Annotated in this window: 18 protein-coding genes and 1 riboswitch; of the genes, 8 read left to right on the top strand and 10 right to left on the bottom strand. The window is 61.7% G+C overall.

From position 1 onward, the window contains the following. Nucleotides 1-162: 162 nt before the first annotated feature. The 3 genes from panS to ACJ8IP_RS18525 form a co-directional block, all read right to left on the bottom strand. The gene (gene panS, locus ACJ8IP_RS18535) at nucleotides 163-1,080 is read right to left on the bottom strand and encodes a ketopantoate/pantoate/pantothenate transporter PanS (RefSeq protein WP_033644388.1); all 918 of its coding nucleotides are present in this window, start codon (nucleotides 1,078-1,080) and stop codon (nucleotides 163-165) included. 143 nt (nucleotides 1,081-1,223) lie between these two features. Beyond that, the gene (lysC, locus tag ACJ8IP_RS18530) at nucleotides 1,224-2,591 is read right to left on the bottom strand and encodes a lysine-sensitive aspartokinase 3 (RefSeq protein ID WP_042785471.1); all 1,368 of its coding nucleotides are present in this window, start codon (nucleotides 2,589-2,591) and stop codon (nucleotides 1,224-1,226) included. Between the two features lie 108 nt (nucleotides 2,592-2,699). Further along, nucleotides 2,700-2,894: riboswitch (Lysine riboswitch) on the bottom strand. A 52-nt stretch (nucleotides 2,895-2,946) separates the two neighbouring features. Further along, on the bottom strand, nucleotides 2,947-4,755 hold the full coding sequence (locus ACJ8IP_RS18525; protein ID WP_004936687.1) for a cation:proton antiporter: 1,809 nt from the start codon (nucleotides 4,753-4,755) through the stop codon (nucleotides 2,947-2,949). A 229-nt stretch (nucleotides 4,756-4,984) separates the two neighbouring features. On the opposite strand from ACJ8IP_RS18525, the gene pgi reads away from it, so the two are divergent. Then, nucleotides 4,985-6,631 carry a glucose-6-phosphate isomerase gene (gene pgi, locus ACJ8IP_RS18520; protein ID WP_273974398.1) on the top strand — a complete coding sequence of 549 codons (1,647 nt, stop codon included), beginning with the start codon at nucleotides 4,985-4,987 and terminating at the stop codon, nucleotides 6,629-6,631. Nucleotides 6,632-6,692: 61 nt separating this feature from the next. Here the strand turns inward: pgi and ACJ8IP_RS18515 are convergent, their stop codons facing one another. Beyond that, the gene (locus ACJ8IP_RS18515; RefSeq protein ID WP_273974399.1) at nucleotides 6,693-8,126 is read right to left on the bottom strand and encodes a capsule assembly Wzi family protein; all 1,434 of its coding nucleotides are present in this window, start codon (nucleotides 8,124-8,126) and stop codon (nucleotides 6,693-6,695) included. 225 nt (nucleotides 8,127-8,351) lie between these two features. On the opposite strand from ACJ8IP_RS18515, the gene psiE reads away from it, so the two are divergent. After that, nucleotides 8,352-8,759: a phosphate-starvation-inducible protein PsiE gene (gene psiE / locus ACJ8IP_RS18510; protein ID WP_273974400.1), complete on the top strand. Its 408-nt coding sequence runs from the start codon at nucleotides 8,352-8,354 to the stop codon at nucleotides 8,757-8,759. Between the two features lie 208 nt (nucleotides 8,760-8,967). On the opposite strand, the gene malG is transcribed toward psiE, so the two are convergent. The 3 genes from malG to malE are packed head-to-tail and all read right to left on the bottom strand — an operon-like array spanning nucleotide 8,968 to nucleotide 12,698. Continuing rightward, a complete protein-coding gene (malG, locus tag ACJ8IP_RS18505; protein WP_033651207.1) occupies nucleotides 8,968-9,858 on the bottom strand; it encodes a maltose ABC transporter permease MalG in 891 nt (296 codons plus the stop codon). 11 nt (nucleotides 9,859-9,869) lie between these two features. Next, nucleotides 9,870-11,447, bottom strand: coding sequence for a maltose ABC transporter permease MalF (gene malF, locus ACJ8IP_RS18500; protein WP_042785469.1), 1,578 nt, complete (start codon nucleotides 11,445-11,447; stop codon nucleotides 9,870-9,872). 57 nt (nucleotides 11,448-11,504) lie between these two features. After that, nucleotides 11,505-12,698 carry a maltose/maltodextrin ABC transporter substrate-binding protein MalE gene (malE, locus tag ACJ8IP_RS18495; RefSeq protein ID WP_033651209.1) on the bottom strand — a complete coding sequence of 398 codons (1,194 nt, stop codon included), beginning with the start codon at nucleotides 12,696-12,698 and terminating at the stop codon, nucleotides 11,505-11,507. Nucleotides 12,699-13,056: 358 nt separating this feature from the next. Between malE and ACJ8IP_RS18490 the strand changes: the two genes are divergently transcribed. The 4 genes from ACJ8IP_RS18490 to malM all read left to right on the top strand — a co-directional run bounded on the left by ACJ8IP_RS18490 (nucleotide 13,057) and on the right by malM (nucleotide 17,455). Further along, complete coding sequence (locus ACJ8IP_RS18490) at nucleotides 13,057-14,028, top strand: alpha-amylase family glycosyl hydrolase (RefSeq protein ID WP_033651344.1); 972 nt, start codon at nucleotides 13,057-13,059, stop codon at nucleotides 14,026-14,028. Beyond that, nucleotides 14,021-15,130 (top strand): maltose/maltodextrin ABC transporter ATP-binding protein MalK, encoded by a 1,110-nt coding sequence (gene malK, locus ACJ8IP_RS18485; RefSeq protein ID WP_016930284.1) that lies wholly within the window; start codon nucleotides 14,021-14,023, stop codon nucleotides 15,128-15,130. The genes ACJ8IP_RS18490 and malK overlap by 8 nt, the downstream gene beginning before the upstream one ends. A 32-nt stretch (nucleotides 15,131-15,162) precedes the next feature. Then, nucleotides 15,163-16,452 carry a maltoporin gene (locus ACJ8IP_RS18480; RefSeq protein WP_025304461.1) on the top strand — a complete coding sequence of 430 codons (1,290 nt, stop codon included), beginning with the start codon at nucleotides 15,163-15,165 and terminating at the stop codon, nucleotides 16,450-16,452. 97 nt (nucleotides 16,453-16,549) lie between these two features. Further along, nucleotides 16,550-17,455, top strand: a complete 906-nt coding sequence (gene malM / locus ACJ8IP_RS18475) for a maltose operon protein MalM (RefSeq protein ID WP_069100417.1) — start codon at nucleotides 16,550-16,552, stop codon at nucleotides 17,453-17,455. A 55-nt stretch (nucleotides 17,456-17,510) separates the two neighbouring features. Here malM and ACJ8IP_RS18470 read toward each other — a convergent pair whose 3' ends face one another. The 3 genes from ACJ8IP_RS18470 to ACJ8IP_RS18460 are packed head-to-tail and all read right to left on the bottom strand — an operon-like array spanning nucleotide 17,511 to nucleotide 20,924. Beyond that, complete coding sequence (locus ACJ8IP_RS18470; RefSeq protein ID WP_072626869.1) at nucleotides 17,511-18,494, bottom strand: nucleoside hydrolase; 984 nt, start codon at nucleotides 18,492-18,494, stop codon at nucleotides 17,511-17,513. Nucleotides 18,495-18,515: 21 nt separating this feature from the next. After that, complete coding sequence (locus ACJ8IP_RS18465) at nucleotides 18,516-19,517, bottom strand: LacI family DNA-binding transcriptional regulator (protein WP_072626870.1); 1,002 nt, start codon at nucleotides 19,515-19,517, stop codon at nucleotides 18,516-18,518. 24 nt (nucleotides 19,518-19,541) lie between these two features. Then, on the bottom strand, nucleotides 19,542-20,924 hold the full coding sequence (locus tag ACJ8IP_RS18460; RefSeq protein WP_033651213.1) for an MFS transporter: 1,383 nt from the start codon (nucleotides 20,922-20,924) through the stop codon (nucleotides 19,542-19,544). Nucleotides 20,925-21,316: 392 nt separating this feature from the next. Here ACJ8IP_RS18460 and ubiC point away from each other — a divergent pair, with 392 nt between their 5' ends. Next, entirely contained in the window at nucleotides 21,317-21,832 is a 516-nt protein-coding gene (ubiC, locus tag ACJ8IP_RS18455) for a chorismate lyase (RefSeq protein ID WP_164106561.1), read from the top strand. A 17-nt stretch (nucleotides 21,833-21,849) separates the two neighbouring features. After that, on the top strand, nucleotides 21,850-22,722 hold the full coding sequence (gene ubiA, locus ACJ8IP_RS18450; RefSeq protein WP_025304455.1) for a 4-hydroxybenzoate octaprenyltransferase: 873 nt from the start codon (nucleotides 21,850-21,852) through the stop codon (nucleotides 22,720-22,722). The last annotated feature ends 19 nt before the right edge of the window (nucleotides 22,723-22,741 follow it).

The raw sequence follows: 22,741 nt of genomic DNA, 5'->3' as shown, positions 1-22,741 counted from the left end.
TCTCCCCCTTGCCAACATTATCGGCATGGATAGGAAGAATCTGAATTTTTATTTTTCACGGATGATAGAGGATGGGGGGAATTATGACAATCCGACCAGTGGGAAATACGAAATTTCGCAGAGAAGAACGGGGACGCAAATGTTTGCGTCCCCGCAGGCGGTTTATTTTTTCTTGATGGGGCGTCCGGACCAATAACCCGCCAGCAGCGAGCCGGAGAGATTGTGCCAGACCGAGAACAGCGCGCCCGGCAGCGCGGCCAGCGGCGAGAAGTAGATTTTGCCCAGCGTGGCCGCCAGCCCGGAGTTCTGCATGCCGACTTCAATCGCCAGCGTGCGGCAGGTGGATTCGTCGAAGCCGAACAGCTTGCCGCCCCAGTAGCCGCTCAACAGACCGATGCCGTTGTGCAGGATCACCGCGACGATCACCACCAGGCCGACCGAGGCGATGTGGCTTTGGCTGCCCGCCACCACCGCGCTGATGATCGCCAGGATGCACACCATCGACAGCGCCGGCAGCAGCGGCTCAATGCGCTTCACCGTTTGGGTCAGGGTATGGTGGACGATCAGGCCCAGGCCGATCGGGATCACCACGATCTGCAGGATGCTGAGCAGCATGCCCATGATATCGACGCTGATTTCGGCATCGACGTACAGGCGGGTCAACAGCGGCGTGGCGAACACCCCCACCAGCGTCGAGACCGCCGAGATGGTCACCGACAGCGCCACGTCCCCCTTGGCCAGGTAGATCATCACGTTGGACGCGGTGCCGCTGGCCACGCTGCCCACCAGCACCATGCCGGCGGACAGATCCGGCGGCATGCGGAACAGCATCGCCAGGATCCAGGCCGCCAGCGGCATGATCAGATAATGCAGGAAGATGCCTGCCGCCACCGGGCCGGGGCGCGCCAGCACGCGTTTGAAGTCGTCGAGCCGCAGCGTGACGCCCATGGCGAACATGATCAGCATCAGCAGCGGGCTGACGTAGGGGCCGATGCCGGTAAAGGTGCTCGGCGTGTAATAGGCGGCGACGGACAGCAGTATCGCCCAGAGGGGGAATAAGCGCGTGAGTATTGCCAGCATGCAGGTTTTCCTTAGCCAGATTGAGAACGGTGGGTGTGGTTGTGTTTTTTTGCGGGTTCAACAAGCTGAACCCCTGCCGGTTTTGAACGGATTTTTTAGACGCAGGGGCGCAGCATGCTGCGCCCGCAATCAGGGATAATGACTTATTCGAACAGGTTGTGGTGCAGGGTGCGCACCACCTGCTCGGCTTCTTCGCCCGGCACCAGGAAGCACAGGTTATAGCTGCTGGCGCCGTAGCAGATCAGGCGGATGTTGAACGGATCGAGCACGCCGAACACCTCTTTGCCCACGCCGCAGGCCCGCGACAGCTGGTTGCCGATGATCGCCACCAGCGCCAGGTTTTCTTCCACCTCCACCCGGCACAGCGACGACAGCTCGGTCAACAGCGAGGTGGTCAGCAGGCTGCCGCCGACGGAGGTGGCGCCGGTGGTGTCCATGGTCAGCGCGATGCTGACTTCCGAGGTGGTGATCAGATCGACGGAGATATTGTGGCGCGCCAGAATATTGAACACCTCGGCCAGGAAGCCGCGCGCGTGCAACATGTTCAGGCTGTGCAGCGTCAGCAGCGTTTGCTTGCGGCGCAGCGCCAGCGCGCGGAACAGCGGCGGGTTCTCGGTGGTGTTGCACACCAGCGTGCCGCCGGCCGCCGGATCCTTGCTGGAGCCGACGAACACCGGAATATCGCTGCGCACTGCCGGCAGCAGGGTGGCCGGATGCAGCACTTTGGCGCCGAAGGTGGCCATTTCCGCCGCCTCTTCGAAACCGATTTTATCGATGCGCTTGGCTGCCGGCACCACGCGCGGATCGGTGGTGTAGATGCCCGGCACGTCGGTCCAGATATCCACCCGGCCGACGCCGAGCGCCTCGCCGAGCAGCGCGGCGGTATAGTCGCTGCCGCCGCGGCCGAGCGTGGTGGTGCGGCCTTTCGGTTCGCTGCCGATAAAGCCCTGGGTGACCACCAGCGCCTCTTGCAGACGCGGCCGCAACTGCGCCTGCGCCAGTTCGCTGAGCGCGGCGCTGTCCGGCACGGCGCGGCCGAAGTGATCGTCGGTGCGCATCACTTTACGCACGTCGAACCATTCGGCCTGCACGTTGCGGGCGCGCAGGATTTCAACGAACAGCAGGGTGGACATCAGCTCCCCATGGCTGACCAGCTCGTCGGTCAACGCCGTCGAGGTGGCCAGCGACGCGGCCTCCGACAGCATGGCGATGTTTTCCAGCAGGCGGTCTATCTCGTCGCGGATCACCGCAGGTGCCGCGAGGCGATCGAGGATGGCGTACTGAATGCGGCGAATTTCATCAAGCTGGTAGTTGCGCTTCTCGGCCTCGCAACCTTCGGCCAGGGCGACCAACAGGTTGGTGACGCCCGCCGAGGCGGACAACACCACCAGGCGGACCTGCGGGTTGGCCAGCACGACGTCGGCGCTGCGGTTCATGGCTTCAAAGTCGGCGACGCTGGTGCCGCCGAACTTGGCTACCACGGTGGAATTCTGGGGTACTGCTTGGTTCATGTAGAAACCTCGTGTCAGGGATGCCCGTTTGGGGGCACTGTAATTCCATAGCCTTGGCACAAGGGGAGAGCGGTAAACAGGGGGCAGGCGTAGAGGTCAGGCTACGATACACCCAGAAGCGCCCCACCTTGTCGATCGCCCTGCGGGCGATCCCCTGGTGACAACCCAGGGGATTCAGCCCCTGTAGTCGATACGATAATGGCCGGCCATTACCCTACCTCGGCGTCGCTCCCCCTCGGGTGCCGTCAACGGAGAAACGGCTCCTCTGACACTCTACCTGGGCGACGCGCCTCTTCTGGCTTGCGCACCGGGTGCGCAAGTAGGCTGTTAGGAATAGCCGGTTATCGTCATTCTGTCAACGTACAGACGGTGAGGGATTTTCATCTTGCACCAGCGCGATAAGCGTACAGGGCATCGCGGGCGTGGAACCGGCGCCAATCGGTTGCAGAGAACCGTCTTCCTTTTGGCTGAATAACGGGATAACGCCCTGATGTTTTTCCAAATACTCCAACCAACCGAAATTTTCGTTCAATTTGGTTGCCTTGATGGTGGCGCCTCTGGCGAGCAGGCTGCTCAGGCGGCCGTAGGTGGCTTCCTGATTAAATAAAATTTCATGTCGGCGGAAACGCGAACTTTCCGCGCTGGCGCCGCGTCCTTTCAATGGCGCCCCCGAACGGATGGCGAACACGTGATCCTCGCCGAAGAGGTGGCCGAAGTGATAGACGGCCAGCGCGTTTTGGTGACGATTGGGCGACAGCGCCAGCACCTGGGCGATATTGCTCAGGTCAAGATAGTTCTCGGCGTGTTCGGAGTAGGCGTGGCCATAGTAGGCTGGAATGCCGTCCATGCGCGCCTGACGGTAGTATTCCCAGCTGCTGTCGGTGACGATCACCGGCACGTTCAGCTTGATCAGCGCCTGCGCCAGCATGCGCGCTACGCTGTTGGCGCCGACGATCAGCACGCCGCGCGGTTTCTGCTGCTGCACCCGCAGCCAGCGCGCCATCATGCCGCTGGTCAGGCTTTGCAGCACCACGGTGCCGATGATGATGGCGAACACCACGGTCACCAGCCGGTCGGCGCCTTGATAACCGCTGCGCTGCAGCGTCAGCGCGAACAGCGAGCTGACCGCCGCGGCGACGATGCCGCGCGGGGCGATCCAGCACAGCAGCAGCCGATCGCGCCAGTGCAGGGAAGAGCGCCAGGTCGACACCGCGATGCACAGCGGCCGGGCGATGAACTGCACCGCCAGCAGCAGCAGGAGCAGCGGCCAGCCCATGTTCCACAGCGCCTGGATGTCGAGCCGCGCCGCCAGAATGATGAACAGCGCCGAGATCAGGATCGCCGACAGCTCCTCTTTGAACGCCAGAATATCGCTGGTGTCCACGTCGCGCATGTTGGCCAGCCAGATGCCCATGACCGTGACGGTCAGCAAACCGGATTCGTCGGCGATGGCGTTGGACACGCCGAAGGCGGTCAGCATAATAGCCAGCACCGCCAGGTTCTGCAGGTAGCGCGGCAGCCAGACGCGGCGCAGCGCCAGGCCGAGCAGGTAGCCGAACAGCGCGCCGGCGATCAGGCCGACGGCGGCGGTCACGCCCAGCGTCCAAAACAGGTGGGTATAGGATTCCGCATTCTGCTTCAGCACGATGAACTCGAACACCAGCAGGGTGAAGATGGCGCCGACCGGATCGATGACGATCCCTTCCCAGCGCAGCACCTGGTTGATATTGGCGTTCGGCCGCACGACGCGCATCAGCGGGGCGATCACCGTCGGCCCGGTCACCACTGTCACCGCGCCGATCAACGCCGCCAGCTCCGGCGGGAAATCCAGCAGCCACCAGCTGGCGAGGCTGATGACCAGAAAGGTGACCAGCATGCCGACGGTGACCAGATTGCGCACCACGCCGCCAAGGCCGCGAATTTCCTCGAAACGCAGCGTCAGCGCCCCTTCGAACAGGATGATCGCCACCGACAGCGACACCAGCGGAAACAGCAGATCGCCAAACAGCAGATCCGGCTGCACCAGATGCACCGTCGGGCCGAGCACGATGCCGAACAGCAGCAGCGGCAAGATGGCCGGCAGGCGCAGCAGCCAGGCCAGCCACTGCGCCAGCAGCGACGCCAGGCCGATAAGCACCAACATGAGTGGGGCGGATAATTCCATAAGCGAGATCCCTTTCAAATGACGAAATAAGCGACGATGACACAGCCTGATGACAATTCGGCAACCCCGATAACAGGCCGTTAGCCAAAAGTATAGAGTGAAAGCTGAAACGAGGCGGCAATGCGTTGACAGTTAGCGCCTATCGCAAGAAAAGCGATCATAATCACAGTCGAACAGGCTACAATCGGACAAACGCGTCATTTTTATTCTCAAGCCTAAGAGTGTTGCTATGAAAAATATCAATCCTAGTCAAACCGCTGCTTGGCAAGCCCTGCAGCAACATTATGCACAGATGAAAGACGTACGGATCGCCGACCTGTTCGCCGAGGACAGCGATCGTTTCTCCAGGTTCTCCGCGACCTTCAACGATCAAATGTTGGTGGACTATTCCAAGAACCGCATCACGCAGGAAACCCTGGAGAAGCTGCAGGCGTTGGCGAAAGAAACCGATCTGCAAGGCGCCATCAAATCGATGTTCGCCGGTGAGAAGATCAACCGCACCGAAGATCGCGCGGTGCTGCACATTGCCCTGCGCAACCGCAGCAACAGCCCGATCCTGGTCGACGGCAAAGACGTGATGCCGGAAGTGAACGCGGTGCTGGCCAAGATCAAACAGTTCTGCGCGCGCGTCATCGGCGGCGAGTGGAAAGGCTACACCGGCAAGCCGATCACCGACGTGGTGAACATCGGCATCGGCGGTTCGGATCTCGGCCCTTACATGGTGACCGAAGCGCTGCGCCCTTATAAAAACCGCCTGAACATGCACTTCGTCTCCAACGTTGACGGCACCCACATCGCCGAAACGCTGCAGCCGCTGAACCCGGAAACCACGCTGTTCCTGGTGGCGTCCAAAACCTTCACCACTCAGGAAACCATGACCAACGCCCACAGCGCGCGCGACTGGTTCCTGAGCAGCGCCGTCGATCAACAACACGTGGCCAAGCACTTCGCTGCGTTGTCCACCAACGGCAAAGCGGTGGCCGAGTTCGGCATCGATACCGACAACATGTTCGAATTCTGGGACTGGGTCGGCGGCCGTTACTCGCTGTGGTCGGCGATCGGTCTGTCGATCGCGTTGTCCATCGGTTACGACAACTTCGAGCAGCTGCTGAGCGGCGCGCACGCCATGGATAAGCACTTCGCCGAAACGCCGGCGGAGAAAAACCTGCCGGTGCTGCTGGCGCTGATCGGTATTTGGTACAACAACTTCTTCGGCGCCGAAACCGAAGCCATTCTGCCGTACGATCAGTACATGCACCGTTTTGCCGCTTACTTCCAGCAGGGCAACATGGAATCCAACGGCAAGTATGTCGATCGCAACGGCAATCCGGTGGATTACCAGACCGGCCCGATCATCTGGGGCGAGCCGGGCACTAACGGTCAGCACGCGTTCTACCAACTGATCCACCAGGGCACCAAGCTGGTGCCGTGCGATTTCATCGCGCCGGCCATCAGCCATAACCCGCTGGGCGATCACCACGCCAAACTGCTGTCCAACTTCTTCGCCCAGACCGAAGCGTTGGCGTTCGGCAAGTCGCTGGAAGTGGTGGAAGCCGAGTTCGCGGCGCAGGGTAAAACCCCTGAGCAGGTCAAACACGTGGCGCCGTTCAAAGTGTTTGAAGGCAACCGTCCGACCAACTCGATCCTGCTGCGTGAAATCACCCCGTTCAGCCTGGGCAGCCTGATTGCGTTGTACGAGCACAAGATCTTCACCCAGGGCGCAATCCTGAACATCTTCACCTTCGATCAGTGGGGCGTGGAGTTGGGCAAACAGCTGGCCAACCGCATCCTGCCGGAACTGGCGGGCAGCGAGAAAATCAGCAGCCACGACAGCTCGACCAATGCGCTGATCAACCGCTTCAAGGAATGGCGCTAATCGCCTGATCTGAGCCAATAAAAAAACCCGCCGCGGCGGGTTTTTTTACGTCTGCGAAAAGTTACAGGTTGATCGGCACTTCGAAGCTGACGCCGGCGCCCACGTCATCGGCGGTGCTGTGATCGCTGTCGGTGTACCACAGGCTGGTGTCGAACTTAACCTGTGACGGGAAGGTGTAACCCCAGCCGAGCTGAATGCCTTTCAGCGTATCGGAACGCGGGAATGCCCGGTTGATGGTTTGGTTGTTCGGATTCACCTTGGCGTATACCAAGCGGGTGCTCCAACGCTGGCTGTCGTCCAGCACCAGCTCGACGCGACCGGACAGCATCTGGCCGTCGCCGCCCATCGCATGGCCCAGCGGGTAACCTTGCTGGTAGTAACCGCCCCGATAGACGTAGTGGTTGTACATCACGTTGTTGGCGTTGCCGTTAGAACGGGTATCAGAACCTTCGATATGCCAGTTGATGGTGGTCGGACCCCATTCCGGATGGCCTTCAAGCCCCAACATATAGGCATTATGCGAAGGCAACATGCCGGCTTCATCTTCGCCGGTGATTTGGCCATAAAGGCTGACCGGCATGCCGACTAGCGGCTGCAGTTTGAGTTTGAAGTCAAAACCGCCCAACTGGTTGCCCGGATCGTTTTTCGGATCGCCGGTATTGTCGTTGCCGGTTACGCCATCCCAGAAGGAACGCCAGGAGTGCGGACGGCCATCACCGCCCCACATCATGACGCGCGAAGCGCCCAGCTCCAGGAAATCGGTCGGCATCATGGTCAGGCGACCGCCGATCAGTTTGGTATCCGGCACGGCAGCGTACTGCGACAGCTGACCGGCGGACAACTGGTATTGCCAGCGGCCGATCCACGACAGCCACGGCGTTTCAAACGGCGATTGGTCGGCGCGCTGCAGCATAAAGCCGGCGACCGGGCGCGCGGCGTCGGAGCGGATCAGGCTGCCGTCGTAACCCGGGCCCCACCACTGGGAGACCTCGCCGAAGGAGAGCCATTGGTTCCAGATTTTCACCGCGCCGTAGGAGCCGTTCATATTGAATTTGGAGCCGTCGCTGACGCGCTGGTCGCCTTCCACCGAGCCCTGCAGACGCACGTCCCAGAACTCGCCGTTGGCGCCGGCGCCGATGGTCAGGCGATCGTCGGCGTACTCGTTTTGGCCGAAGCCCTGCGGGGTGCCGGGTTTATCGGTCGAGGCGTAACCGCTGACGCGGATGTTGGCTTTGAGGGCGTCAACGCGGCGTTGCACGCGGTCGATGACGTTTTTCTCGGTATTGGTGACCGGTTTGGCCTGCGCGATAACGGAACTGATCTCTTCCTGACTCAGCGGCCAGGTGGACAGGCTGACGTTGATGACGCCGCGGTCAGACAACCAGGCGAGATCGTTACGCAGATCGTTGTCAGGGGCTACCAGGCCGGCGGCGTGGCCGGACAATGCACAGGTAAACAGGCCCGCAGCGACCAGTCCGTTAAGTTTAGCGCGCATAAAGAATTCCCTTGTTAATTCGAGGTTATTGGTTTTATGTAAAGATCTCTGTGACCCATGATAGTTGACATTTCGATTTGCTACAAATCTATAAGCCAGAAACATCTTATTATAACTTTATGAATTAAATGGGGTTTAAAGTGCTTTCGCGAAGGGCGTAATTTTTAGGACAATGCCTATATTGGCAAGGTTGAATCATATAAGCGGTATTCAGAGAGAGGTTTTATGGCAAAAACGTCGCGTTCGATAATGATAGCGAAAGGGCTGCAGCGAGTGCTGAACGTGGGCCTGTTGCTGCTGGCGGCAATTCTGGTGGTGTTTCTGGTTAAGGAAACCATCCATCTGGCGAAGGTGTTATTTATCAACAGTGAAGAGTCGTCCTCTTACCTGTTGATTGAAGGCATCGTGATTTATTTTCTGTACTTTGAATTTATCGCCTTGATCGTCAAGTATTTTGAGTCGGGTTATCATTTCCCGCTGCGCTATTTTATTTATATCGGCATTACCGCGATTATTCGTTTGATTATCGTGGATCACAAAAATCCCATCGACACCCTGATCTACTCGGCGGCGATATTGGTGCTGGTGGTGACGCTCTATCTGGCCAACACCGATCGGCTGAAACGGGAGTAGCGATAAAAATGGCGGCCAAAGGCCGCCAAAGACACAGGATATCATTACCCGTCGTCTTTCAAGCGACAGCGTTGTTGACTGCACTCGCTAACCCCAGTTACTTACTGAAGTAAGCGCCTGGGCTTAGCGAGCTGGTCGCCTGGCTGTAACTTGAAATCCATAGGGTAAAAGATAAGGAAAAACATCAAACGCACTGCAGTGGCACAAATTACCCCTTCACGCCGCCGGCCGTCAGGCCGCCCACCAACCAGCGCTGCGCCAGCAGGAACACGGCGGTAATCGGTATCGCCGACAGCACCGCGGCGGCGGCGAAATCGCCCCACAGGTAGTTCTGCGGGTTGAGATATTGCTGCATGCCCACCGCCAGCGTGTAGCTGTTTACATCGCGCAGCAGCAGCGACGCCACCGGCACCTCGGTGATGGCGGCGATAAACGACAGAATGAACACCACCGCCAGAATCGGCACCGACAGCGGCAGGAGCACCAGCCGGAACGCCTGCCACGGCGTGGCGCCGTCCAGCGCCGCCGCCTCTTCCAGCGAATTGTCGATGGTTTCGAAATAGCCCTTGATGGTCCAGACATGCAGCGCGATGCCGCCCATATAGGCGAAGATCACGCCGCCGTGGGTGTTGAGGCCGATAAACGGAATGTACTGGCCCAGGCGATCGAACAAGGCGTACAGCGCCACCAGCGACAGCACCGCTGGAAACATCTGGAAGATCAGCATGCTTTTCAGCAGCGTGCTCTTGCCGCGAAAACGCATGCGGGCGAAGGCGTAGGCGCAGGTGGTGGACAGCGTCACGATGCCGATGGCGGTGATCGCCGCGATCTTGACTGAGTTCCACAGCCACAGCAGCACCGGGAACGGCGGCGGCGTCACGCTGCCGTCGGCGTGGGTGACGCTGAAGCCGAGCGCCAGCCGCCAGTGATCCCAGGAGAGGGTTTCCGGTATCAGGCTGCCGGTGGCGAAGTTGCCGGCGCGCAGCGAGATGGCCACCACCATCAGCAGCGGGAACATGATCAGGGCGATAAAGCACAGCATCAAAATGTGGGTCATCCACAGGCGCAGGCGCTGGGATTTGGGTTGAACCATGGCCATCGTTATTCTCCCTAATCGAAGTTCATCTTGCTGGCTTTCAAATTCAGGATCGCCAGCGCGCCCACCAACAGGAAGATCAACGTGGCGATGGCGGCCGCCAGCCCGAAGTCTTGCCCGCCGCCGCCTTCGAAGGCGATGCGGTAGGTGTAGCTGACCAGCAGATCGGTATAGCCGGCCGGCGTGGTGGTGCCGATCATGTCCGGGCCGCCGTTGGTCAGCAGCTGGATCAGCACGAAGTTGTTAAAGTTGAAGGCGAAGCTGGCGATCATCAGCGGCGTCAGCGGCTTGATCAGCAGCGGGAAGGTGATGCGGAAGAAGTTTTGCCACGGGTTGGCGCCGTCCATCGCCGAGGCCTCGTACAGATCGTCCGGGATTGCCTTCAGCAGCCCCATGCACAGGATCATCATGTACGGGTAGCCGAGCCAGGTGTTGACGATCAGGATCATGCTCTTGGCGGTGAGCGGATCGCTGAACCAGGCCGGTTTGATGCCGAACAGGTGGCTGAGCATCATGTTGATCTCGCCGAAGCTCTGGTTGAACAAGCCTTTGAAGATCAGGATCGAGATGAACGACGGTACCGCATAGGGCAGGATCAGCAGCACGCGGTAGATAGCCTTGCCTTTCAGCGCCTCCCACTGCACCACGCAGGCCAGCACCATGCCGACCGCCACGGTAAGGATCACCGTCATCACCGAGAACACGAGGGTCCAGATGAAGATCGACACGAACGGTTTTTTGATGCCCTCGTCCTGCAGCACCCGCAGGAAGTTTTTCCAGCCGGTGGTGACGGTATAGCCTGGGCTCAGGGTTTCCTGCGCCCAGCCGCCGTCGGCGTTGATCGCCTGATAGAAGCCGATGTCGCCGTTCGGCCGGTAGCGCACCTGAGTCTGGTTATTGGTCAGCGTGCTGCCGTCTTGGTCCAGCGCATACAGCGGGCGGGTGCCGGAGAACTGGCGCAGGGAGCTCATGCGCAATTCATCGCCGTCCGGCAGCTGCGCCACCAGTTGGCTCAGCGCCTGCCGGTTCTGGGTGATCACCCGCAGCGTGGCGGGTTCGCCCTGCGGCGCGGCGCTCTGGGCCGTCAATTTCAGGGGGAGCGGCGGCGTCGCGTCGAGGCGGAAAGGCTCGGAAATCAGCGGCTGTTCACTGTCCGGCGAGGTCAGCTGCAGGCGCCACTGCTGGTTTTCCGCCGGGTAGAGGCCGAAGGTGAACGTTTTGCCGCTTTGGAACTGACGCTGCATCAATACCGATTGCGCGCGCTCAAACGTCAGCTGGTTGGTGCTGCTGTAGTTGGTAAAGGCGATGGCGATGGTGCAGATCAGCGGGAACAGGACGAACAATCCCATGCCGGCGACGCCGGGATACACATAGCGCCAGGCGTAGGCGCGGCGGTTGGCGAAGACGTAAAGCCCGGCGCTGACCAGGATCAGCGTCAGGATGGCGAACAGGTATTCACCCTGTGCATACATCAACACAATCAGGTAGCAGGTCACCAGGCTGAACAGGCCGACCACCAGCCATTTCAGCGCGTCGCTTTGCCACCACTTCGATTTTTTACGCGCGGGCGTCCCGGCGTGAGCGAATTGCATAGGGCGTTCCTTTCTGTGAAGCAACGGCGGGGCGCCACGGCGCCCCGCACGACGACATTACTTGGTGATACGGGTCTGCACATCGTCCAACGCGGCTTTCACCGTTTGGCGGCCGCTGACGGCGTTGAGCACCGCGCTGCGTTCGGCGTACCAGAAAGCGCTCATCTGCGGAATGTTCGGCATGATCTCCCCGTTTTGCGAGTTCTGCATGGTGGCGGCGATCTTCGGATCTTTGGCCAGCGTTTCCTGGTAGGACTTCAGCGCCACCGCGCCCAGCGGTTTGTCTTTGTTGACGTCCGCCAGCCCTTCGTTGGTCAGCAGATAGTTCTCGAGGAACTCGGTCGCCAGTTCTTTATTCGGGCTGGCGGCGTTGATACCGGCGGTCAGCACGCCGACGAACGGTTTGGACGGTTTGCCTTTGAAGGTCGGTAGCAGCGTCACGCCGTAGTTGATTTTGCTCTGCTCGATGTTGTTCCAGGCCCACGGGCCGTTGATGGTCATCGCGGTCTGGCCTTTGTTGAACGCGGCTTCGGCGATCGAGTAATCGGTATCGGCGTTGATGTGTTTGTTTTTCACCAGATCGACGATGAACTGCAGGCCGGCCTGCGAACCGGCGTTGGCGACGCCGACATCCTTGATGTTGTATTTGCCGTTCTCATACTTGAAGGCATAACCGCCGTCGGCGGCGATGATAGGCCAGGTGAAGTAGGGTTCCTGCAGGTTCCACATGATGGCGCTTTTGCCGCTGGCGCGCAGCTGTTTGTCCAGCGCCGGGATCTCTTCCCAGGTCTTCGGCGGCTGTTTGACCAGGTCTTTATTGTAAATCAGCGACAGCGCTTCGACGGCGATCGGGTAGCCGATCAGCTTGCCGTCATAGCGCACGGCGTCCCAGGTGAACGGGAACAGCTTGTCCTGGAAGGCTTTGGACGGGTGGACTTCGGCCAGCAGGCCGGACTGCGCATAGCCGCCGAAGCGATCGTGGGCCCAGAGGATGATGTCTGGGCCGTCGCCGGTGGCGGCCACCTGCGGATATTTCTCTTCCAGCTTGTCGGGATGCTCGACGGTGACTTTGATGCCGGTGTCTTTTTCGAATTTCTTGCCGACTTCGGCCAGGCCGTTATAGCCCTTGTCGCCGTTGATCCAGATAACCAGTTTGCCTTCCTCTATCTTGGCGAAGGCGGAAGAAGAGAGCACCAGAGTAGCCAGTGCCGAGAGCGCCAGCGTACGGGCGAGGGTAATGCTGCGAGTCATAATCCAGTCCTTCTTTTTGTGGGCACATAAATCAAGGAGAGACGTTTCGCGATCATAGTGGGTCACAACGCGACATATTCTCATCCTCCCCCCCTCTACGCCCCTGAGATGAGGAGTGTGATCCAGTTAACGTTGCGCTCTATTCTGTGGCGTCAGGCACAAAATAGGGGGGCGATTTTTGCCGGCTTGATCACAGATTTGCCTTAAGCGCGGAACTTCTCATCGCCGCGGTCGTTCTCTCATCCTCCCGTCTCCTCCCCCATGAAAAATCCTGTTACGGATGATTACCCTTTCCGGCGACTCCCGCACTATCGGCCCATTGATTTTTAACGCCACGCGCAGCAGGGATACCGGATTTATGTCGTCAATGCCTATCGCCACTCAGCCCACCCTGTACCGGATCCATCCGGCCAGTTTCCGTGACGGAAACGGGGACGGCGTGGGCGACGCGCACGGCATGCTGGCGGCGCTGCCGTACCTGAAAGCGCTGTCGATCGACGGTCTGTTGCTGCCGCAGACGCTGGCGCCGGAGGCCGAAACGGCGGTGACGGGCGAAGGGCTGACGCTGTGGTACGCCGACGAAGCCCATCGCGTTCGTCATGCCGCCGACGTGCAGCGGTTCGCCCACGGCGCGCTGGCGCTCGACGTGATGCCGTTCAGCGCGGAAAAGCTGGTGGCGGTGCTGCATGCCCGCCGCGCCACGTTGGCGGACAGCCTGTGGAGCACCGGCGACGCCGATCAGCCTCGGGTGGTCAGCCGCTGGGGGCAGGGCGACCTGCGTTCCGCCGCCGCCTTTTTGACGCTGCTGGCGATGTTGCCGGCGCCGATCTGCCTGTACCAGGGCGAGGAGCTGGGGCTGCCGCACGCCGCCGGCCTGCAGGATCCGCGCGGCGCGCAAACGCCGATGCCGTGGCATGAAGCCCCCGAACAGGTCACCGCCGGGGAGATCAGCTGGTATCAGCAGGTGGCGATCGAACACCGCGCGTTGGCCATCAGTCGCCAACAGCACGACAGCCACTCCACCTTGCGTTACTGCCAGACGCTGCTGGCCCTGCGCCGTTCGCCGCTTTTCCAGCGCGGCGAGCTGAGCGCGGTCAGCCAGCGCGATGGCGTGGTGCGCTTACTTATTACCCATCAGGATCAATGCCTTGAAGCGCTGATAAACCTGCAGCCTTATACTCAGGCGGCCGCGCCGTCTGAGGCGACCTTGCCGTTGGCATGGCAGCACGGCGCGCAGCAAGAGGGTCATCAATGGGTTTTGGCGGGCTTTGCCTCCGCCATTTTCACACGACATGTTAACTGCGAAAGCAGGGGAGTAACGCATGGCTAGCGTGACACTGCGCAGCGTTTATAAGGCCTTCGGTGAGGCCGTGATTTCCAAAGACGTCAATCTGACCATCGAAGACGGCGAGTTTGTGGTGTTTGTCGGGCCGTCGGGCTGCGGCAAATCGACGCTGCTGCGCATGATCGCCGGGCTGGAGGACATCACCTCCGGCGACCTGCTGATCGGCGAGAAACGCATGAATGAAGTGCCGCCTTCCGAGCGCGGCATCGGCATGGTGTTCCAGTCTTACGCGCTGTATCCGCACCTGTCGGTGGCGGACAACATGTCGTTCGGCCTGAAGCTGGCCGGCGCCAAGAAAGCGGAAATCAATCAACGGGTGAACCAGGTTTCCGAGGTGCTGCAGTTGGCGCACCTGCTCGATCGGCGGCCGAAGGCGCTGTCCGGCGGGCAGCGTCAGCGCGTGGCGATCGGCCGCACGCTGGTGGCCGAGCCGGACGTGTTCCTACTCGACGAGCCGCTGTCCAACCTCGACGCCGCGCTGCGGGTGCAGATGCGCATTGAGATCTCCCGTCTGCACAAGCGCCTGCAGCGCACCATGATTTACGTCACCCATGATCAGGTCGAAGCGATGACGCTGGCCGACAAGATCGTGGTGCTCGACGCTGGTCGCGTGGCGCAGGTCGGCAAGCCGCTGGAGCTGTATCACTACCCGGCCAACCGCTTCGTCGCCGGGTTTATCGGCTCACCGAAGATGAACTTCCTGCCGGTCAAGGTCACCGCGGCGGAGCCGCGACAGGTGCAGGTCGAACTGCCCAACCGTCAGCTGGTCTGGCTGCCGGTGGAAGGCGCGGGTGTCCAACCCGGCGCCAACCTGTCACTGGGCATTCGCCCTGAACATCTGCTGCCCGGCGAAGCCTCTGAAGTGCGGCTTACCGGCGACGTGCAGGTGGTGGAGCAGCTCGGCAACGAGACGCAAATCCATATCCAAATCCCGGCCATCCGTCAAAACCTGGTGTACCGCCAGAATGACGTGGTGCTGGTAGAAGAAGGTGCCACATTCGCCATCGGCCTGCCGCCTCACCGCTGCCACCTGTTCCGTGAAGACGGTACGGCATGTAAACGGCTGCACCAGGAGCCGGGCGTTTAAAGCATCAAAGTCGGTATAACAGGAGAATAATGATGACTACTCTGCGCAAACTTCCTCTGGCACTGGCTGTCGCCGCCGGTGTTCTCTCTACTCAGGCGCTGGCCGTGGATTTCCACGGTTACGCCCGTTCCGGCATCGGCTGGACCGGCAGCGGCGGTGAGCAACAGTGCTTCAAGGCCACCGGCGCCGCGAGCAAATACCGTCTCGGCAACGAGTGCGAAACCTACGCCGAGCTGAAACTGGGGCAGGAAGTGTGGAAAGAAGGCGACAAGAGCTTCTATTTCGACACTAACCTGGCCTATTCGGTCTCGCAGCGCTCCGACTGGGAAGACGTGACGCCGGGCTTCCGCGAAGTGAACGTGCAGGGTAAAAACCTGATCGAGTGGCTGCCGGGCTCCACGCTGTGGGCCGGTAAGCGTTTCTATCAGCGTCATGACGTTCACATGATCGACTTCTACTACTGGGATATCTCCGGCCCGGGCGCCGGTCTGGAAAACATCGATCTGGGCTTCGGCAAGCTGTCCGCCGCCGTGACCCGCAACTCGGAATCTGGCGGCTCTTACGGCTACCTGGATAACGAATGGAAACAGCGTCCGACCGTCAACGATACCTTCGACGTGCGCTTGGCCGGGCTGGAGCTGAACCCGGGCGGCACCCTGGAGCTGGGCGTGGACTACGGCCGAGCCAATGCGCAGGATAACTACCGCCTGGCCGACGGGGCCAGCAAAGACGGCTGGATGTTCACCGCCGAACACACGCAAAGCATCCTGAACGGTTACAACAAATTCGTGCTGCAGTACGCCACCGACTCGATGACCTCGCAGAACAACGGCCGCAACGAAGGCGCCACCATCGATAACAACGGCAAGATGATCCGCGTGTTGGATCACGGCGCCATCGACTTCAACGATCAGTGGGCGCTGATGTACGTCGCCATGTTCCAGGACATTGACCGCGACAACAACAACGGCACCACCTGGTACACCGTGGGCGTGCGTCCGATGTACAAATGGACGCCGATCATGAGCACCCTGCTGGAAGCCGGCTACGACAACGTCAAATCTCAGCGCACCGGCGATCGCAACGGCCAGTATAAAGTGACCCTGGCGCAGCAATGGCAGGCGGGCAACAGCATTTGGTCGCGTCCGGCCATCCGCCTGTTCGCCACCTACGCCAAGTGGGACGAGAAGTGGGGCTACGCCACCGGCGATGACACCGGGTATAACGCCGGCACCGCTTACAACGACACCAGCATGCATACCTTCAGCCGCGGCAAGGATGACGAAGTCACCTTCGGCGCCCAGATGGAAATTTGGTGGTAACGACAGGACGGGGAGGGCCGCCGGCTCTCCCCCAACCGCATTCGCCGCGGCCCGATCTCTTGCCTGATCCGCCGCGGTGCTGAAAGAGGATATAACGATGAAAAAGAATCTGCTGTCACTCTGCCTGTCGCTGGCGCTGACCGTCGGCGCGCCTTTGGCGGCCAACGCCGATACGCCGGCCAACGTTTCCGTCGCCCCGGCCATCAGCGCCGCCACGCTGCAAAGCCTGCCGTGGCAGCCGCTGCAACCGCCGGTGTCGCAAGAAGTGAAGCTCGACGCCGTCAGCCCGCAGCTCAATCAGGGCGACATTCAGGGGGCGATCGCCGCCTATACGCTGCCGGCCGATCGCGGTTCGCTGGAAGTGACGCTGAGCAGCCTCGCCAAGAACAATTCGCTGTACGCGCCGAGCGTGCTGGTGCTGGACGAGCATCTGCGCCCGGCGGCGTATTACCCGAGCAGCTATTTCCCTTACCAGCCGCCGGGGGCGATGTCCTCCGATCGCCTCGAAGGCACGCTGAAACTGACGCCGGCGCTCGGTCAAAAACAGATTTACCTGCTGGTGTACACCACCCGTCAGGATTTGGCGAAAACCACGCAGCTGACTAACCCGGCCAAGGCCTACGCGCAGGGCGTGGGTAACGCGGTGCCGGATATCCCGGATCCGATCGCCGGCCACGCGACGACCGGCACGCTGAAGCTCAAGGTGACCGCGGAACAGGGCACCGGCAACGTGATGATCGGCATGCTACAGCCTGCGCCGACCGTGGCGCCGGTGGTGGTGGGATCAACCGCACCGGCCGCCGTGGCGGCGCCTGCACCGACGCCGGAGAAACCGGCGGAGCCGATGCTCAACGATACCGAAAGCTACTTCAATAACGGCATCAAGCAGGCGGTGAAGGCGGGCGATATCGACAAAGCGCTGAAACTGATGAATGAGGCCGAGAAACTGGGCTCGACCACTGCGCGTAAAACGTTTATCAGCAGCGTAAAAGGCAAGGGGTAACACCCGACGCTGCCGATGCTGGCTCGATGATTGGTGCGCTTTGGCGCACCTTTTTTCATCCGCGGGCCAGCGTTGCACCGATCAACGCCAGCAGACGGGCGTTATCGACCTGCTGCATGATGCGCACCGGCTTGCCCTGCGGCGGCGGCATGCCGACCGTCAGGCGCAGGCTGTCCGGCCGCCAGCGGCGTGAGCTGCCGCGCGTCAGCGCCCCTTCCAGCGCCACATCCACATGGAACATCTCGGTCGTGACCAGCTGCGGTGCCAGCAGCCAGGCGATCACCAGCGCATCATGGATCCAGCAGCCCGGCAGGCGCCGCGTATGGCGCGAATAATCGATCCACGGCTGCGTGGTGGCGCGCAAATAGCGGCACAGCGGCGTATCCGGCTGCGTCAGTGCGGCGAGATCCGCCTGGGTCAGCATGGTCTGGGTGGTGACGTCCAGCGGCGCCAGCGTGATAGCGGCGCCGCTGTTCAGCACCAGCCGCGCCGCTTCCGGATCCAGGCCGAAATTGGTGTCCTTGATGTATCCCTCGACGTTGAACACGCCGCCCATGATCACGATCTCTTTCACCGCCTGCGCCATCTGCGGGTACAGCTGCATGGCGTGCGCAACGTTGGTCAGCGGGCCGATCGCCGCCAGCGTTATCTCGCCGGGATGGCGGCAGATCAGCTCGCCGATGGCGATGGCGGCGTCCGGTGCGGGCGCGTGGGCGAGCGAGGGTGCGGGCAAGTCGCGCCACAGCGCTGCCAGCTTGGGATCGGCGATCGGCCTGTCCAAATGCGCGCGCCATGGCTCCGGCGGTTCGCTCAGGGCGCGCGCCGCGCCGAGGGCGACCGGCACCTGGTAGCCGCTTTGCGCCAGCAGCTCGGTGGCGACGGCGAAGCCCACTTCGCGCGGGGTGTTGCCGGCCACGATGCTGATCAATTCCAGTTGCAGCTGCGGTTTGGCCGCCAGCGCCAGGGCTAGCGCCAGGCCGTCGTCGACGTTGGCGCCGGGAACGCCGTTACCGGGATCGCAATCAATGATCAAACGCATAGAAGGTGTCCTGAAAAACCGCTAACAGCCGCACGAACGGCGGATGCGCAGTTGAAAAGCGAATTCATGCAGCTCGGCGGGCGCGGCGCCGGCGGCCAGCATGGCGATGGCCCGCTTGGCCATGGCGTCGATAGGCTGCTCGACCGCGCTGAGCGGCGGCACGCTGAATTCGGATTGCTGCGTGCCGTTAAAACAGATTAGCGCCAGATCGTCCGGCGCGCGCAACCCATGCTCCGCCAGCGCCGACAGGCAGCCGAGCGCCTGCTGCTCGTTGGAGGTGAAAACGGCGCGCGGGCGCGGGCCTTGCACCATGCGCTGGGTGGCCTGGTAGCCGCCCTGGCGGGTGTAAGGCGCCTCGAAAATCCACTCGTCGCGCGGCGCAATGCCCGCCTCCAGCAGCGCATCGCGCCAACCGTTCAGGCGATCCTGCGCGTTGAGCATGGTTAGCGGGCCGATAAAAATGCCGATGTCGCGATAGCCGTGCTGCAGCAGATGGCGGGTCGCCTGGCAGGCGGCATCGCGCTCGTCGACGCGGATGGCGCAGACGCCGGCCTGGTTGTCGATAGTGTCTATCATCACGCAGGGCGTGCCGGAGGCGCGGATCAGCTCGAACCACGGATGGCGATCGACGCTGGTGTACAGCAGGCCGTCGACCTGGCGACGCAGCAGGTTATTGATCAGCTCATACTCGCGCTGCCGGTCATCGCCGGCGTCGCCCAGCAGCAGCACGCGGCCGCGGCTGAAGGCCTCCTGCTGCAGCGCCCGCGCCAGCGTGGCGAAGAACGGGTTGGAAATATCCGGCACCACCAGCCCGTAGGTTTGCGTGCTGCCGGAGGCCAATGCCCGCGCGATGTCGTTCGGCCGGTAGCCGGTCTGCTCGATCGCCGCCAGCACGCGCAGCCGGGTGGCTTCCGCCACCGGGCGCGGGCCGTTGTTGATCACATAGCTGACCACGGCGACGGAGGTGCCCGCTACGCGGGCCACGTCGGCGCGGGTAACGCGTCGCGCGGAGTGATTATCCAAATTGGGATCCTGTTCGCCTTCTCGCTACGCGGCATCCTGCGGCAGGTTGAGATCGCGGCCGCGGGTTTCGGGAGCAAAGAAGGTGGTGATTAAGCCGATGGCCGCCATTACAACAAAATAGCAGGCGACAGGCCACCAGTGACCGAAACCGGACAGCAGCGCGGTGGCGATCAGCGGCGCGGTGCCGCCCGAGAGGATCGAACCGAGCTCTTTGGCGAACGCCATCTTGGAGTAGCGATTCTTCACGCCGAACAGTTCGACGCCGTAGGCCGCCTGAACGCCGAAGATCCCCAGCGACGCGATGCACATGCCGACCACGATCACCGAGATGACGATAGCCGGTTCACGGCTGTCGAGCAGCCAGAACGCCGGGAAGGCGTACAGCACCAGCAGCAGGCAGAACCAGCGGTAGGTAATGCGGCGGCCGAAGCGATCGGACAGCCAGCCGGCCAGCGGGATCACTAGGAACCCGCACAGCGAGGCGATCAACACCGCCAACGCCGGCACCGATTTATCGACCATCAGCACCTTGGCGACATAGCCGACGATAAAGCCCTGGCACAGGTAGGAAGGGCCGTTTTCGCCGATGCGCAGGCCGAGCATCACCCAGAACGCTTTGGTACGTTGCAGGTAGCTGCGCGTATCCGGCGCGGCCTGGGCGGCGTCCAGCATGCGCTGGTGGTTTTGCTGCAGCTCGCGTTCGAACACCGGCGTTTCCCGCACGTGACGGCGCAGGTACAGCGCCACCCCGGCGATCAGAATGCTGGCGAGGAACGGAATGCGCCAGCCCCAGCTCATCAGATCTTCCTTGTCCAGCTGCAGCACCAGCAGCCATACCAGCGACGCCAGCAGGGTGCCGCTGTTGGAGCCGATGGCGATGATCGACGCCACCAGCCCGCGCCGCTTGGCCGGCGCGTATTCCGCCAGCATCACCGCGCCGCCGGACAGCTCCGCACCGGCGCCGAACCCCTGCGCGAAGCGCAGGATCACCAGGCAGGCGGGCGCCCAGACGCCGATTTGCGCATAGGACGGGATCAGGCCGATCAGCGTGGTGGAGAGGCCCATCAGCGCCACGGTGGTGATCAGCACCACGCGGCGGCCTTTGCGGTCGCCGATCCAGCCGAACACCAGCGCGCCGATCGGCCGCGCGACGAAGCCGACGGAGTAGGTGGCGAAACTGGCCAGCAGCGCCACCAGCGGCGTGGCTTCCGGGAAGAACACGTCGCCGAACACCATGCCGGCCGCCAGGCCGTACAGCGCGAAGTCGACGTATTCCATGGCGGTGCCGAGCCAGCAGGAGAAGGTGGCGCGCCAAAATTGGCTGCGCCCCTCTTTGGTTGCCAGGCGTTCATCGGCCGCCAGCGCGGCGTCGGCGGTCTGTGAAGGGGCAAGCGTTGTTTCGCTCATGGCAGTGCTATCCTCTTTTGTTCTGCGCCTGGAGGGGCGCGGTTAAAGATGGTTTCCCTGGTGCCGGCAACAAAGGTGTGCCGACAAATCATGTCGGACGCATGGCGATTCAACGCTGCCGTATCAGGGTATCTACGCGCGTAGATAACACAACGCGAGGAAGCTGAAACTTTGCGGGCGATCACAGAATCGTCAGCGCGCCGGGAAATGAAGATAGAGAATGCGGATGGCAAAAAGATGACAGAACCCCGGTTTTTCCGGCCGATAGGCCTGCCGTTTTCGCCACGAATCAGCCTGCCGCTTTCGCATTTCTGCGCTACAATGGGGGCCTGTTAACAGTTTGTATCGTCTGGCGCGCCGTACCGGCTGCGGTTCAGGCGAGGAGTAAAGCAATGTCTGGCATCAGGGATTCCATCCTGCCGCCGCTGGAGTGGTTATCCGAACAGGATCCTCCGGCGCCCGCCGCCGTCAGCGACTGGCTGATGGAGTTAGGCTCCATGACCCGCCGATTTGAACGCCATTGCGCCCAGGTGCGCGTTGAACCGCAGCGCGAATGCTTCGTCACGCGCGAGGCGCTGGGCGACGAGGCGAACCACCTGCCCGACAGCCCGCGCTACTGGCTGCGCGAAGTGGTGCTGCTGGGCGACGACCAGCCCTGGCTGCTGGGGCGCACGGTGATCCCGGAACATACGCTGACCGGCCCCGATCAGGCGTTGGTGGATCTGGGGACGCTGCCGCTCGGGAGCTATCTGTTCAGCAGCGGCGATCTGACCCGCGACTATATCCATATCGGCCGGCAGGACGCGCTGTGGGCGCGTCGTTCACGGCTGCGGCTGGCGGGCAAGCCGCTGCTGCTGACCGAACTGTTTTTACCGGCTTCGCCGCTGTATTCAGCGGTTCCCGCATAAGAGAGGAGAGCAAGACGTTGGAGGGAAGCGTGACTCAAAGTAAATGGCGGGCTTACAGCCATTTGATGCGCATTGATAAACCGATCGGCACGCTGTTGCTGTTGTGGCCGACGCTGTGGGCGCTGTGGCTGGCCGGGAAAGGCGTGCCGCCGCTGTCGATTCTGGTGGTGTTCGTGCTCGGCGTGTTCCTGATGCGCGCCGCCGGCTGCGTGGTGAATGACTACGCCGATCGCGCGGTGGACGGCTACGTAAAGCGCACCGCCGGGCGGCCGATGCCGAGCGGCCGGGTGAGCGCGAAAGAGGCCAAGGTGCTGTTCGTGGTGCTGGTGCTGATCTCGTTCTGCCTGGTGTTGACGCTGAATGCGATGACCATCTGGCTGTCGCTGGCGGCGCTGGCGCTGGCCTGGGTGTATCCTTTTATGAAGCGGGTGACCAACCTGCCGCAGTTCGTGCTGGGCGCCGCGTTCGGCTGGGGCATTCCGATGGGCTATGCGGCGGTCAGCGAATCGCTGCCGCTCAGCTGCTGGCTGCTGCTGCTGGCGAATATCTGCTGGACGGTGGCCTATGACACGCTGTATGCGATGGTCGATCGCGACGATGATCTGAAAATAGGCATCAAGTCCACCGCTATCCTGTTCGGGCGTTATGACAAGCTGATCGTCGGGCTGTTGCAGTTCGCAACGCTGTTGTTGCTGGTGTGGGTCGGTTATCTGGCGCAGCTCGGCGGCGCGTTTTACTGGTCGCTGTTGCTGGCGGGCGCGCTGTTCATTCACCAGCAGAAGCAGATCGCCGGGCGCGAGCGCGAGGCCTGTTTCAAGGCCTTCCTGCAGAACAATTATGTTGGGCTGGTGGTGTTTATCGGCATCGCGCTCAGCTATCTGCCGGCGTAACGGTTTCCTGCAGCAAGAA

It is taken from the genome of Serratia sp. CY52157 (assembly GCF_052168495.1).
Lineage (GTDB): Bacteria > Pseudomonadota > Gammaproteobacteria > Enterobacterales > Enterobacteriaceae > Serratia > Serratia ureilytica.
Note: the sequence above shows the minus strand (reverse complement) of the source record. Positions and strands in the feature narration are given on the sequence as shown.

Coding starts and splice junctions, on each gene's coding strand:
- panS (WP_033644388.1), bottom strand. CDS start 1,080: ATGCTGGCAATACTCACGCGCTTATTCCCCCTCTGGGCGATACTGCTG.
- lysC (WP_042785471.1), bottom strand. CDS start 2,591: ATGAACCAAGCAGTACCCCAGAATTCCACCGTGGTAGCCAAGTTCGGC.
- ACJ8IP_RS18525 (WP_004936687.1), bottom strand. CDS start 4,755: ATGGAATTATCCGCCCCACTCATGTTGGTGCTTATCGGCCTGGCGTCG.
- pgi (WP_273974398.1), top strand. CDS start 4,985: ATGAAAAATATCAATCCTAGTCAAACCGCTGCTTGGCAAGCCCTGCAG.
- ACJ8IP_RS18515 (WP_273974399.1), bottom strand. CDS start 8,126: ATGCGCGCTAAACTTAACGGACTGGTCGCTGCGGGCCTGTTTACCTGT.
- psiE (WP_273974400.1), top strand. CDS start 8,352: ATGGCAAAAACGTCGCGTTCGATAATGATAGCGAAAGGGCTGCAGCGA.
- malG (WP_033651207.1), bottom strand. CDS start 9,858: ATGGCCATGGTTCAACCCAAATCCCAGCGCCTGCGCCTGTGGATGACC.
- malF (WP_042785469.1), bottom strand. CDS start 11,447: ATGCAATTCGCTCACGCCGGGACGCCCGCGCGTAAAAAATCGAAGTGG.
- malE (WP_033651209.1), bottom strand. CDS start 12,698: ATGACTCGCAGCATTACCCTCGCCCGTACGCTGGCGCTCTCGGCACTG.
- ACJ8IP_RS18490 (WP_033651344.1), top strand. CDS start 13,057: ATGTCGTCAATGCCTATCGCCACTCAGCCCACCCTGTACCGGATCCAT.
- malK (WP_016930284.1), top strand. CDS start 14,021: ATGGCTAGCGTGACACTGCGCAGCGTTTATAAGGCCTTCGGTGAGGCC.
- ACJ8IP_RS18480 (WP_025304461.1), top strand. CDS start 15,163: ATGACTACTCTGCGCAAACTTCCTCTGGCACTGGCTGTCGCCGCCGGT.
- malM (WP_069100417.1), top strand. CDS start 16,550: ATGAAAAAGAATCTGCTGTCACTCTGCCTGTCGCTGGCGCTGACCGTC.
- ACJ8IP_RS18470 (WP_072626869.1), bottom strand. CDS start 18,494: ATGCGTTTGATCATTGATTGCGATCCCGGTAACGGCGTTCCCGGCGCC.
- ACJ8IP_RS18460 (WP_033651213.1), bottom strand. CDS start 20,924: ATGAGCGAAACAACGCTTGCCCCTTCACAGACCGCCGACGCCGCGCTG.
- ubiC (WP_164106561.1), top strand. CDS start 21,317: ATGTCTGGCATCAGGGATTCCATCCTGCCGCCGCTGGAGTGGTTATCC.